Genomic DNA, 12,140 nt, shown 5'->3' with positions numbered 1-12,140 from the left:
TCAGCGCGCTCGAACGTAGCCAGCCAGGAAGCACCCAGGAACAGCCGAAGGGAGGATCTTGCCTGCTGGGATCCCACCCGGAAAGCGGTTGACCAACGCCGTCAGGCCGAGGACACGGCCGCGCTGACCGCGGAGCGCAGCCGGGCGTGCAGGTCGCGGTGGCGCGAGCGGTCCACCCGCACCTCGACGACCCGCAGCCCCGGGGCCGGCGCCAGCGCGGCCCGGAACTCCGTCAGCGTCTCCGCCACGACGTGCGGGACGCGGTAGCCGGCGCACAGCGCGCCCAGGTCGGCGCCGTGCGGGGTGCCGAAGACGCGCTCGAAGCTCGCCGCGTGCTCCGGTGCGCCCTGCTCCAACAGCGAGAAGATGCCGCCGCCGTCGTCGTTCAGCACCACGATCGTCAGGTCCGGGCGCTGCTCGGCCGGGCCGGTCAGCAGGCCCGACGCGTCGTGCAGGAACGTCAGGTCGCCCAGCAGCGCGTACGACGGGCCGCGGTGGACGTACGCGGCCCCGATCGCCGTCGACACCGTGCCGTCGATGCCCGCGACGCCGCGGTTGCGGTGCACGAGGACGTCCGGGCGCAGCCGCCCGGCCAGCGCCACGTCCCGGGTCGGGTTGGACGAGCCCACGACCAGCAGCGAGTCCGGCGGCAGCACGTCCACCAGCTCGGTCGCCACGCGCAGCCCGCTGGGCCACGGCTCTTCGGCCAGCGTCGCGGCGACGGCGGACGCGGCCGCCGCGTCGGCGCGGCGCCAGCTCGCCAGCCACTCCGGGTCGGCGGGCTTGGTCGGCTCGTCGAACCACTGCCCGACCTGCCGGACGTTGTGCGCCGGCGCCGGCCAGTCCGAGTCCGGCCGGACCAGCAGGACCTCGACCGAGGCGTCCGACAGCACCTTCTGGATCTGGCGGAACACCGTCGGCCGCCCGAGGCAGAGCACCTGCTCCGGCTTGTGCCGCGAGATGAACTCCTCGACGCCCAGCAGCCACGCGCCGGACGAGATCGCCGTGCCGCCGGACAGCCCGATCCCGCCGGTCTCCGAGATCACCGGCCAGCCGTGCTGCTCGGCCCACTCGCTGGCCGCCTGGACGCCGGTGTCGCACGCGATCACCAGGCCGTGGCGCGCCGAAGGCACCACGAAGGAGGGCAGCGCGCCGAAGTCCGGCAGCTCGGTCCAGCGGGACCCGTCAGGACGGCCGTCGAGCGACTCGTACCACTCGCCGTCGTCGTCCACGTCGGGCACGAGCGGCTCGCGGAACGGGATGTTCAGGTGCACCGGCCCGCAGCGCCACTCGCCGTAGGCGGCGTTCCAGGCGCGGCAGATCTGGCTGCGCCAGTACGAGTTCTGCCCGGCCCGCCGCTCGGCGACGGCCAGCTCGTCGAAGTACCGGATGGCGTCGCCGTAGAGCTGGTGCTGGTCGATGACCTGCGACGCACCCGCGGCCCGCAGCTCGGGCGGCCGGTCGGCGGTCAGCACGATCAACGGGACACCCGCCCGGTCGGCCTCCAGGACGGCCGGGTGGAAGTTCGCGGCCGCGGTCCCGGACGTGCAGAGCACGGCCACCGGGCGGCCGGTGCGCGCGGCGATGCCGAGCGCGAGGAACGCGGCCCCGCGCTCGTCGATGCGGACGTGGAGCTGGAGCTTCCCGGCCGCCGCCGCGTCGTACAGCGCGATCGACAGCGGCGCGTTGCGGGAGCCCGGGCAGAGGACGACGTGCGAAACGGTGTTGCGGACGAGTTCGTCGACGATCACCCTGGCCTGCGCGGTGGAAGGGTTCACCGGCAGGCTCCAAGCAGATCAGAGATGTCCACAGGTCCTATTCTCCCAAACGTGGATGACGCCCGAGTTTCCGAGCTGTTCGATCCGGCCGCGTGGACCGAGGTCGAAGGTTTCGCCTTCACCGACATCACCTACCACCGATCCGCTGAGAACCGCGGCGGCAAACGCGTGGTGCGCGTCGCGTTCGACCGCCCGGAGGTCCGCAACGCCTTCCGGCCGCACACCGTCGACGAGCTCTACCGGGCGCTGGACCACGCCCGGATGAGCTCGGACGTCGGGTGCGTCCTGCTCACCGGCAACGGCCCCTCGCCCAAGGACGGCGGGTGGGCGTTCTGCTCCGGTGGTGACCAGCGTATTCGCGGACGCTCCGGCTATCAGTACGCCAGCGGCGAGACCTCCGACACGGTCGACCCCGCCCAGGCCGGCCGGCTGCACATCCTCGAGGTCCAGCGGCTGATCCGGTTCCTGCCGAAACCGGTGATCGCGGTCGTGCCGGGCTGGGCCGCGGGCGGCGGGCACTCCCTGCACGTCGTGTGCGATCTCACCCTCGCCTCGGCCGAGCACGCCAAGTTCAAGCAGACCGACGCCGACGTCGGCTCGTTCGACGCCGGCTACGGCTCGGCCTACCTGGCGAAGATGGTCGGCCAGAAGTTCGCCCGCGAAATCTTCTTCCTCGGCCGCGAGTACTCCGCCGAGCAGATGCACCACATGGGTGCGGTCAACGCCGTCGTCCCGCACGCCGACCTCGAAAAAGAGGCGCTGGACTGGGCGTGGACCATCGTCGGCAAGTCGCCGACGGCGCAGCGGATGCTCAAGTACGCGTTCAACCTCACCGACGACGGCATGGTCGGCCAGCAGCTGTTCGCCGGCGAGACCACCCGCCTGGCCTACATGCAGGACGAAGCCGTCGAAGGCCGCGACGCCTTCCTCCAGAAGCGCGACCCCGACTTCAAGGACGTCCCCTATTACTACTGAGCTGCTCCCGATCGGCCTCGACGGCTCCCCCGAGTCGCTCGAGGCGGTGAAGCGGGCCGTCGCGGCCGCCCTGGACGGCGGCCCGGCGGTGCTGCCGTTCACCGACCCCGCGCTGCGGGACGCGATGGCGCCGGACCAGCCCGCCGAGCCGGGCACCGCCGTGGTCATCGCCACGTCCGGCTCGACCGGCGCCCCGAAGGGCGTGCTGCTCTCGGCCCGCGCGCTGACCGCGTCCGCCGAGGCCACGCACGCCCGCCTCGGCGGCCCCGGCCACTGGCTCCTCGCGACCCCCGCGCAGTACATCGGCGGGCTGCAGGTGCTGGTCCGCTCCCTGCTCGCGGGCACCGAGCCCGCGTTCCTGACCGGTACCGGCTTCCGCCCGGACGACTTCGCGGCCGCGGCGGCGACGCTGACCGGCGGCCCCCGCTACACGGCCCTGGTGCCGACCCAGCTGGTCCGGCTGCTCGACGACGGCGGCGCGGGACTGGCCGCGGCGAAGACGTTCGACGCGATCGTGCTCGGCGCCGCCGCGACCACCCCCGCCCTGCGCGAACGCGCGGCCGACGCCGGGGTCCGGATCGTGCCCGCCTACGGGATGAGCGAGACCGCGAGCGGCTGCGTCTACGACGGCTTCCCGCTCGACGGCGTCCGGATCGACCTCGCCGACGGCCGGATCCGCATCGCCGGCGACGTCCTCGCCCACGGCTACCGGCTCCGCCCGGACCTGACCGCCGACGCGTTCTCCGACGGCTGGTTCACCACCTCCGACCGCGGTGTCCGCCACGAAGACGGCCGCCTGGAGGTGCTGGGGCGCGCGGACGACATGATCAACACCGGCGGGGTGAAGGTGTCGGCGAACGCGATCGAACGCGTCCTGTGCGCGCAGCCCGGCGTGCGGGACGCCTGCGTCGTCGGCCTGCCCGACCCGGAATGGGGCGAGGCGGTGGTGGCGCTGGTCGTCCCGGCGGGTGACCCGGGCGAGCTGCGCGCGGCGGTCCGCGCGGAGCTGGGCCCGGCGTCGGCGCCGAAGCGCATCGAGTTCGGCACCGAACTGCCCCTGCGCGGACCGGGCAAGATCGACCGGGCGGCGGTGAAGACCCGACTCCAGTCGGGTTTGCGCGGCTGAATGGTGGCACTTCGTTGACATTCACGGCGTGCGCACGCTTGGCTACCCACCATGACGCGCTGGCTTCGCACCGCTCTGATCAGCACCGCCGTCGCTCTGGGGGTTCTCCTTCCGGTGGGCACGGCGCTGGCCGACGGCCCCGCCGTGGACCCCAACAGCGGCCAGCTCACCTGGCAGCTGCCGCCGACCGACTGAGCCCCCGGTCCGCCCGGCGGGAACCGTGCCAACCCCTCGATGGCACGGGCCCCGGCCGGACGCCCGGTGTTCCCCCACCGTGCCCCCGGCACCTTGCGCGTACCTTGCAGACCGCTTGAACGAGCTGGTCGAATGCGGGGGCGAGGGGAGGCGCGGTGGTGGAGTTCCGGTTGCTGGGCACGATCGAAGCCCGGGTGGACGGCGAGCCGGTCGAGCTCGGGCCCGCGCGGCAGCGGGCCGTGCTGGCGGCGCTGCTGGCCGACGCGAACCACCTGGTGCCGGTCGACCGGCTGATCGACCGGGTGTGGGCGGACCACCCGCCGTTGCGCGCGCGGGAGTCGTTGCACAGCTACCTGTCCCGCCTGCGGCACTCACCGGCCGGCGCGGGGCTGGAGATCCGGCGGCTCCCCGGCGGCTACCTCCCGCGCGTCGACCCCGACGCCGTGGACCTGCACCGGTTCCGGCGGCTCGTAGCCGAGGCGCGCGAAGCCGAAGACGACGAGGCCGAGGCGCTGTTCGAGCGGGCGCTCGCGCTCTGGCGCGGTGACGCCCTCGCCGACCTGGACACGCCGTGGGCCGGTGACCTGCGCCGGGCCCTGCGCGCCGAACAGTGGTCGGCGCGGCTCGACCACACCGACGTGCGGCTGCGCCGGGGACGGCACGCCGAGCTGCTCGCCGACCTGACGGCGTGGACCCGCGAACACCCGCTGGACGAGCGGCTCGCCGGTCAGGTCCTGCTGGCGCGGTACCGCAGCGGCCGGCAAGCCGAGGCCCTCGAGCACTTCGAGCAGCTCCGGCACCGGCTCGCCGAGGAGCTGGGCGCCGATCCGAGCCCGCCGCTGCGGGAGCTGCACCAGCGGATCCTGCGCGGTGATCCGGAGCTGACCGGCGCCGCCCCGGACACCGGCGCGGTCCCGGACCGGTTCCCCGCGGCGCCGCCGTCGTTCATCGGCCGCGAGGACGAACTCGCCGCGCTCACCCGCGACGCGGACGAAGGGCCCGTGGTGCAGATCTCCGCGCTCGCCGGCGCCGGCGGGGTCGGCAAGACCTGGCTGGTGCTGCACTGGGCGGCCGCCCACCGCGACCGGTTCCCGGACGGCCGGCTGTTCGCCGACCTGCACGGCTTCTCCTCCGCGAGTGCCCCGCTGGAACCGTCGGTCGTGGTGCGGGGGTTCCTCGGCGCGCTGGGCGTCGCCCCCGGCCGGATCCCGAGCGACCCGGAAGCCCGGACCGCGTTGTACCGGAAGCTCGTCGACGGCAAGCGGATGCTGGTGGTGCTGGACAACGCGGCCGACGCGGACCAGGTGATCCCGCTGCTGCCGGGCAGCGCCACGTGCACGACCGTCGTGACCAGCCGCCGCCACCTGGCGCCGTTGATCACGCGCCACGGCGCCCGGCACCTCCAGTTGGACATCCTCAGCCACGGCGAAGCCCGGGCACTGCTGACCGGGCGCCTGGGCCCGGCCCGCCTGGCGGCCGAACCGGACGCGGTCGAGGAGCTGATCGGGCTGTGCGGGCGCTACCCGCTGGCGCTGGCGATCGTGGGCCGCCACGCGCAGACGCGCCCGCGGATCCCGCTCGCGGAGTTCGCCACCGAACTGCGGGACACCGGCCTCGACGCCTTCGACCACGAAGATCCGACCGTCAGCCTGCCCGCGGTCCTTTCGTGGTCGCTGCGGGCCCTCACGAGCGAGCAGCGGACGGTGTTCGCCCTGCTCGGCACCGCACCCGGGCCCGACATCGGGCTGCCGGCCGCGGCCGCGCTCGCCGGTTCGTCCCCGCAGCGGACCGCGAAGGTGCTGACCACGCTGGAGGAGGTGTCGCTGCTCAGCCGGCGGCCGGGCGGGCGCTTCACCATGCACGACCTGATCCGCGACTACGCCGCGGTGACCGCCGAGCAGGAGCTCCGCCCGGCCGAGCGGGAAGCGGCCTTGCGGCGCGTGCTCGACTGCTACCTCCACACGTCCCACGCCGCCGACCACCACCTGGACCCGCACCGCCAGGCGGTCCCGCTCGCCGAGCCCGCCCCCGGCGCCGGACCGCACCCGCTGCGCGACGACTCGGCCGCGCTGGACTGGTTCGACAGCGAGCACGCCAACCTCCTGGCGGCCCAGCACGCCGCCGCGGCCGCCGGGTGGCACGACGTGGTGTGGCAGCTCGCGTGGGGCCTGCACACCTTCCAGAACCGGCGGGGCATGCTGCCCGACCGGCTCGCGGTGTGGCGGACCGCACTGGACTCCACCGCGCACCTGGCCGATCCGGTCGCGACGTGCCGCGCGCACCGGCTGCTCGCCGACGTCCAGGCGAACCTCGGCCGGCACGACGAAGCCGTCGAGCACCTGCAGGAAGCCGTCTCGCTCGCCGGGCGCACCGACGAGCGGGACGAACAGGGCCTCGCCCAGCACGGGCTTTCCTGGGTCTGGCAGCTGCGCGGCGACGACCGGCGGGCGCTGGACCACGCCACCCGCGCGCTGGCGCTCTTCCGCACCCTCGGCAAGCCGGTGTGGGAGGCGCGCGAGCTCAACCAGGTGGGCTGGCTGGCCGCCCAGGTCGGCGACCACGAGACCGCGCGGAGCCACTGCGAGGCCGCGCTGGCCCTGCATCGCCGCCACGGCGACGCGCACGCCGAGGCGGACACCTTGGACAGCCTCGGCTACATCGAGTCCCGGAGCGGCCACCACGAGCCCGCTGTCGAGTACTTCCGGCGCGCGCTCACGCTGTACCGCGACCGCGGCAACACCTTCCAGGTGGCCGACACCCTGGACCGCCTCGGCGGGCCCCTCGCCGCCCTCGGCCGGCCGGACCAGGCCCGCACGGCGTGGCGGGAAGCGCTCGAGCTGTACCGGCAGCAGGACCGGCCCCGCGACGCCGACCGCGTCCGGCGGCAGCTCGGCGCGATGGACGGCGAGCACGCGGCGGCCCGGGTTCCCGCCGGGCACTGATCGACATGGCGTTGAATGGCGCCATGGCTTCAATGAGCGAGTGGATCGAGGGGGCCCGGCCCCGGACGCTGCCGAACGCGGTGGCGCCGGTGGTGGCGGGGGTCGGCGCGGCGATCGCGCTGGACGCGTTTTCCTGGTGGCGTTCGGTGCTGGCGCTGCTGGTCTCCCTCTCGCTGATCGTCGGCGTCAACTACGCCAACGACTACTCCGACGGCATCCGCGGCACGGACGAGAACCGCGTCGGGCCGCTGCGCCTGGTCGGCTCGGGGGTCGCCGCGCCGAAGGCCGTGCTGACCGCCGCACTGGTTTCGCTGGGGCTGGCCGGGGTGCTGGGGCTGGTGCTGGTGGTCACCAGCGGGCACTGGTGGCTGCTGGTGATGGGCGCGCTGTGCATCCTCGGCGCGTGGTTCTACACCGGCGGCAAGAAGCCCTACGGCTACTACGGCTTCGGCGAGATCGCCGTGTTCGTCTTCTTCGGGCTGGCCGGCGTGCTCGGCACGGTCTACGTCCAGGCGGGCCGGGTCAGCTGGGCCGCGCTGGCGTGCGCGGTCGCGGTCGGCTCGTTCTCGACGGCGGTCCTGACGGCCAACAACCTGCGGGACATCCCGACGGACATCGAGTCCGGCAAGCGCACGTTGGCCACCCGCCTCGGCGACGGCGGCACGCGGCGGCTGTACCTGGTGCTGATCGCGGTGCCCTACGTGCTCAGCGTGGTCCTGGCGGTCACCGGCCACCCGCTGGCCTTCCTGCCCGTGATCAGCATCGCCCTGCTGCTGCCCGCGGTGGGCGCCGTCCACGGCGGGAAGACCGGGCGCGAGCTGATCCCCGCGCTGCGGGACACCGGCTTGGCGATGCTCCTGTGGGCGGTGGTCACGGCGATCACCGTGAACCTCTAGCCCTCCGGGACGAAGAACTTCCCGGTCGTCAGGAACTCCTCGAACAACGCCGTGTGCGGCGCCAGGTCGAGCCCCTGCTGGGCCAGCCAGTCGTCGTTGTAGTACGTGTGCGCGTACCGCTCGCCGCCGTCGCAGAGCAGCGTCACGACGCTGCCCGCCTGGCCGTCCTCGACCATGCGGGAGATCAGCCGGAACGCGCCGTAGAGGTTGGTGCCGGTCGAGCCGCCCGCCCAGTGGCCGGTGCGCTCGCGCAGCAGGCGGATGGCCGCCAGCGAACCCGCGTCGGGGATCCGGAACATCTCGTCGATGACGCCCGGCACGAACGACGGCTCGCAGCGCGGGCGCCCGATGCCTTCGATCCGCGACGGCATGCCGGTGGCGTAGTCGAGCGCGCCGGTTTCCCAGGCGCCGTAGAACGACGAGTTCTCCGGGTCGACCACGCAGATCTTCGTGGTGTGCCGCTTGTAGCGGACGTACCGGCCGAAGGTCGCGCTCGTGCCGCCGGTGCCCGCGCCGACGACGATCCAGCTGGGCACCGGGTGGCGCTCCGAGCGCATCTGCGCGAACACCGACTCGGCGATGTTGTTGTTGCCGCGCCAGTCGGTCGCGCGCTCGGCGTAGGTGAACTGGTCGAGGTAGTGCCCGCCGCACTCGGCCGCGAGCCGCTCGGCCTCCGGGTACATCGCCGGGGCTTCGTCGACGTAGTGGCACTCGCCGCCGTAGAACTCGATGAGGGCGATCTTCTCCCTCGACGTCTTGCGCGGCACGACGGTGACGAAGCGCAGCCCGAGCATGCGGGCGAAGTAGGCCTCGGACACCGCGGTCGAACCGCTGGACGCCTCGACGAGCACGGTGTCCGGCCCGATGTGGCCGTTGACGAGCCCGTAGAGGAGCAGCGACCGGGCCAGGCGGTGCTTGAGCGAGCCGGTCGGGTGGACGGACTCGTCCTTGAGGTAGAGGTCGATGCCCCACTCCGGGGGCAGCGGGAAGACGTGCAGGTGCGTGTCGGCGCTGCGGTTGGCGTCGGCCTCGATGATGCGGACGGCCTCGCGGACCCAGCTGCGGCTGTGCGGGCGGCTCACTCCGGCTGCCCGGCTGAGTCGCCGCGGAGCTGGGCGCGCAGCTGGGCACGGGCCCGGGCACGCTTCTCGTTGCGCTTCGCCAGGCCGGCCGTCACCCGGGCGTTGAGGCCGCGGAACAGCAGCAGGCCCAGCGGGAGGCCGACGACCAGGCCGATGAGCAGTGCCACCAGCAGCGGCACGCCGGCCAGGGACAGGCCCCAGGCGATCGCCCCGACCAGCACGAACCGCGCCAGCAGGTACAGCGTCAGGTCACGCGGCAGGTTTCCGGCCTTCTCGTCGCTCACACCAACGCAGGCTACGCCCCGCCCGACCGGTCCTTCTGCAGGCCCGCGTTGTTCGGGCGGCCCTCGAACCGCGTCGAGAGCACGACCGTGGTGTTCGTCCGCCCGACGCCGGGGATGCGGCGGAGCCGGGCCAGGGTCCGCTCCAGCTCGTCGACGGTCGGCACGCGCACCTTGACGACGAACGCCTCGTCGCCCGCCACGGCGTAGCAGCTCTCGACCTCGTCGAGCTCGCCGAGCGCTTGGGCGACGTCGTCCTCGGTCGCGGTGTCGGTGGGATGGATGCCGACGAGGGCGGTGACGCCGAGCCCGACCGAGCTCGGGTCCACGACCGCGTGGTAGCCGGTGATCACGCCGGCGGCTTCCAGCTTGCCGACCCGCTCGTGCACCGATGACGCGGACAGGCCGACGGCCCGCCCGAGGTCGGCGTAGGTGGCCCGTCCGTTGATGCGCAACGCCGCGATGATCTTCCGGTCCAACTGATCCACGGGGATCACTCTATGCGGTTGGACAATCCCCCATTGGCACCACACCTCGCGGCCGGTGACCCGCTGGAACGGCGTTCCCGCACTTCACGTCACGAAATGATAGTTGCAGACCGTAAACAAACTGTCCGTTTTGACCTTTAAGGGCTCTTTACTCTTGGACAACCGTTCGAGTACCCGACGGGTGAAGTGCAACGATTGCCGTGTTGGCTACCCCGGCGCGACGGGCAGAAGGGCCCGGATGCCTCCGGTATAGCAGTGAGTTCGTTAAGGAGGCGGAAAATGACCGCGACGATGGGCGGACGCCTGCTCACCCCAGGCGAGGTGGCAGCGCTGTTCCGGGTGGACCCCAAGACGGTGACGCGGTGGGCGACGGCGGGCCGCATCGGCTCCATCCGGACCCCGGGCGGACACCGGCGGTTCCGGGAGTCCGAGGTGAACGAGCTCCTGGCCGAGCTGACCACCGACGCCAGCGAACCGGCGCGCAACGCCTGAACCAGCTCCGGCGCGGGGCCGTGTCGGGTACGGGGAACCACCCCGTCCCGCGCGGCCCCTTTTCGTTCGCCGCGTCACCCGCCTGACGCGGCAGGAGCCGAAACCCGGCCGAAGAGGCTAACCTCGGGGGACCCACACGGAAGGATCCGGCATGCTCGCTCTGCTCGCGGCGGTCGGCGCGCTGGTCGTCGCCCTGCTCCTGTGGCGGTCGTTCGCCGGCCAGCGGATGGTGCCCTCGACCCCGCGCCGCGCCCCGCTCGCCCCGGACGACGACCCCGACTTCCTGCGCCAGCTGGCCGAACAGCAGCGCAAGCGCCGGGACGAAGAGGGCTGAGCCGCCCGAGCTTCACGGCTTTACTTCCCGCTGACTCGCGCCTCGTCGCCCCGGCTGCGCGGCGAGTTCCAGCGTCGCGAATGACTCATTCGCGACCTTGGCGGTCCCGAATGAGTCATTCGCGACCTTCGCGTACCCCCGGCATCGGCGCGGCGGGCCTGGCCTACCGGTAGCCCTGCGAGAGCGGGGTCGCGAAACCGTCGGCGACGGTGGCCGCCAGTTCCAGCAGTGCCAGCCGGGTGTCGCCGGTGAGGCGGTCCAGCTCGATCTCCGCGCCTTCCTCCAGGTGCGGGTCGAAGGGCACCTTGCAGACCGCCCGGACCTTCGCGCCGAAGTGGGCCGAAAGCTTGTCGAGGTCGACCGAGCCGCCCTTGGGGCGGACCGAGTTGATCACCGCGACCGAGCGCTTGACCAGCTCGCCGTAGCCGTGGGCCTCGAGCCAGTCCAGCGTCGCCGAGGCGCTGCGGGCGCCGTCGACCGAGCCGGACGAGACCACCACCAGCGCGTCCGCGACGTCCAGGACACCCTTCATCGCCGAGTGCATCAGGCCGGTGCCGCAGTCGGTGAGCACGATGTTGTAGAAGTGCTCCAGCAGGTTGACCGTGCGCCGGTAGTCGTCCTCGGAGAAGGCCTCCGACACGGCCGGGTCCTGCTCGCTGGCGAGGATTTCCAGCCGGCTGGAGCCCTGGGACGTGTAGGACCGGACGTCGCTGTAGCGCGTGATGCGGGCCGCGTCGCGCAGCAGGTGGCGGACCGTCGCGGTGGTCTCCAGCGGGAGCTTCTGCGAGAGCGTGCCGCGGTCCGGGTTGGCGTCGACGGCGACGACCCGGTCACCGCGCAGCGAAGCGAACGTCGCACCCAGCGTCGTCGTCACCGTGGTCTTGCCGACGCCGCCCTTCAGCGACAGCATCGCGATCTTGTAGCAGCCGCGCAGGGGCTGGTTGACCCGCGCGATGAGCTCGCGGCGGCGGGTGTCCGCCGGGCTCTCCCCCGGGTTGACCAGCTTGCCGCTGCCCACGTAGAGCGCCTTGCGCCAGCCGGACTGCGGGGGCCGCTTGACCTGCTTGACCAGGTGCGCCGTCGACAGGTCGTGGCCGTGGCCCGGCTGCTGCGGCGGCGCCGCGTGCCGCCCGCCCTGGGGCTGCGGCAGGCCCGAAGGCTGCTGGGGCTGCTGCGGGTACTGGGCCTGCGCCTGGGCGTACTGCTGCGCCGGGTCGCCGTACTGCGGCTGCAGCGGCGGCAGGTTCTGGTCGTAGCCGTACTGCGGCCCCGGGGGCACCTGGTGCGGCCCGGACACCGCCGGGTTCACCTGGTGCGGGCCCGAAACGGCCGGGTTGACCTGGTGCGGGCCGGACACCGCCGGGTTGGGCGGCGGGACCGCCTGCGTGGGCTGCACGTCGTAGGCCCCGGACGTCTCCGGGTGCGGGTGGGAGTCCGTCCGGTCGTCGGCGAACAGGCCCGGGTGCTGCGGGGCAGCGGCCGGGTCGGCCTGTTCGGGGTGGCCAGGAGCCGATTCTTCGCTGGGTCCGGTCACCGGTGTAAACCTCCGCG

The 12,140-nt window shown here is 73.2% G+C and carries 12 protein-coding genes; 7 read left to right on the top strand and 5 right to left on the bottom strand.

The window, feature by feature from the left end; translation table 11 throughout:
- Positions 1 to 101: 101 nt before the first annotated feature.
- Positions 102 to 1,778, bottom strand: coding sequence for a 2-succinyl-5-enolpyruvyl-6-hydroxy-3-cyclohexene-1-carboxylic-acid synthase (gene menD, locus AB5J73_RS14950; protein WP_370970311.1), 1,677 nt, complete (start codon positions 1,776 to 1,778; stop codon positions 102 to 104).
- Between the two features lie 51 nt (positions 1,779 to 1,829).
- Between menD and AB5J73_RS14945 the strand changes: the two genes are divergently transcribed.
- From AB5J73_RS14945 to AB5J73_RS14925, 5 genes are all read left to right on the top strand, one after another.
- Entirely contained in the window at positions 1,830 to 2,753 is a 924-nt protein-coding gene (locus tag AB5J73_RS14945) for a 1,4-dihydroxy-2-naphthoyl-CoA synthase (protein WP_370970310.1), read from the top strand.
- A 1-nt stretch (position 2,754) separates the two neighbouring features.
- Positions 2,755 to 3,879 (top strand): o-succinylbenzoate--CoA ligase, encoded by a 1,125-nt coding sequence (menE, locus tag AB5J73_RS14940; protein WP_370973156.1) that lies wholly within the window; start codon positions 2,755 to 2,757, stop codon positions 3,877 to 3,879.
- A gap of 51 nt (positions 3,880 to 3,930) precedes the next feature.
- Positions 3,931 to 4,074, top strand: coding sequence for a hypothetical protein (locus AB5J73_RS14935; protein ID WP_370970309.1), 144 nt, complete (start codon positions 3,931 to 3,933; stop codon positions 4,072 to 4,074).
- A 155-nt stretch (positions 4,075 to 4,229) separates the two neighbouring features.
- The gene (locus AB5J73_RS14930; RefSeq protein WP_370970308.1) at positions 4,230 to 7,016 is read left to right on the top strand and encodes a BTAD domain-containing putative transcriptional regulator; all 2,787 of its coding nucleotides are present in this window, start codon (positions 4,230 to 4,232) and stop codon (positions 7,014 to 7,016) included.
- A gap of 23 nt (positions 7,017 to 7,039) precedes the next feature.
- Entirely contained in the window at positions 7,040 to 7,912 is an 873-nt protein-coding gene (locus AB5J73_RS14925) for a 1,4-dihydroxy-2-naphthoate polyprenyltransferase (RefSeq protein WP_370970307.1), read from the top strand.
- Here the strand turns inward: AB5J73_RS14925 and AB5J73_RS14920 are convergent.
- Genes AB5J73_RS14920 through AB5J73_RS14910 form a run of 3 tightly spaced genes read right to left on the bottom strand, consistent with a single transcriptional unit; the run spans position 7,909 to position 9,763 of the window.
- Complete coding sequence (locus AB5J73_RS14920) at positions 7,909 to 8,994, bottom strand: PLP-dependent cysteine synthase family protein (RefSeq protein ID WP_370970306.1); 1,086 nt, start codon at positions 8,992 to 8,994, stop codon at positions 7,909 to 7,911. The two genes, AB5J73_RS14925 and AB5J73_RS14920, sit on opposite strands and share 4 nt — an antisense overlap.
- A complete protein-coding gene (locus AB5J73_RS14915) occupies positions 8,991 to 9,278 on the bottom strand; it encodes a DUF4229 domain-containing protein (RefSeq protein WP_160696465.1) in 288 nt (95 codons plus the stop codon). The genes AB5J73_RS14920 and AB5J73_RS14915 overlap by 4 nt, the downstream gene beginning before the upstream one ends.
- 11 nt (positions 9,279 to 9,289) lie before the next feature.
- Positions 9,290 to 9,763 carry an Lrp/AsnC family transcriptional regulator gene (locus AB5J73_RS14910; protein WP_370970305.1) on the bottom strand — a complete coding sequence of 158 codons (474 nt, stop codon included), beginning with the start codon at positions 9,761 to 9,763 and terminating at the stop codon, positions 9,290 to 9,292.
- A 279-nt stretch (positions 9,764 to 10,042) separates the two neighbouring features.
- Between AB5J73_RS14910 and AB5J73_RS14905 the strand changes: the two genes are divergently transcribed.
- Entirely contained in the window at positions 10,043 to 10,255 is a 213-nt protein-coding gene (locus AB5J73_RS14905; protein WP_003081896.1) for a BldC family transcriptional regulator, read from the top strand.
- A 151-nt stretch (positions 10,256 to 10,406) separates the two neighbouring features.
- On the top strand, positions 10,407 to 10,589 hold the full coding sequence (locus AB5J73_RS14900; protein WP_086865237.1) for a hypothetical protein: 183 nt from the start codon (positions 10,407 to 10,409) through the stop codon (positions 10,587 to 10,589).
- A gap of 163 nt (positions 10,590 to 10,752) precedes the next feature.
- Here AB5J73_RS14900 and AB5J73_RS14895 read toward each other — a convergent pair whose 3' ends face one another.
- Positions 10,753 to 12,123, bottom strand: a complete 1,371-nt coding sequence (locus AB5J73_RS14895) for an AAA family ATPase (RefSeq protein ID WP_370970304.1) — start codon at positions 12,121 to 12,123, stop codon at positions 10,753 to 10,755.
- Positions 12,124 to 12,140 lie beyond the last annotated feature (17 nt).

It is taken from the genome of Amycolatopsis sp. cg9 (assembly GCF_041346945.1).
Classification (GTDB): domain Bacteria; phylum Actinomycetota; class Actinomycetes; order Mycobacteriales; family Pseudonocardiaceae; genus Amycolatopsis.
Note: the sequence above shows the minus strand (reverse complement) of the source record. Positions and strands in the feature narration are given on the sequence as shown.

Excerpts from the sequence above, each read along its gene's own strand:
- AB5J73_RS14935 (WP_370970309.1), top strand. The coding sequence starts at position 3,931 with ATGACGCGCTGGCTTCGCACCGCTCTGATCAGCACCGCCGTCGCTCTG.
- AB5J73_RS14925 (WP_370970307.1), top strand. The coding sequence starts at position 7,040 with ATGGCTTCAATGAGCGAGTGGATCGAGGGGGCCCGGCCCCGGACGCTG.
- AB5J73_RS14905 (WP_003081896.1), top strand. The coding sequence starts at position 10,043 with ATGACCGCGACGATGGGCGGACGCCTGCTCACCCCAGGCGAGGTGGCA.
- AB5J73_RS14900 (WP_086865237.1), top strand. The coding sequence starts at position 10,407 with ATGCTCGCTCTGCTCGCGGCGGTCGGCGCGCTGGTCGTCGCCCTGCTC.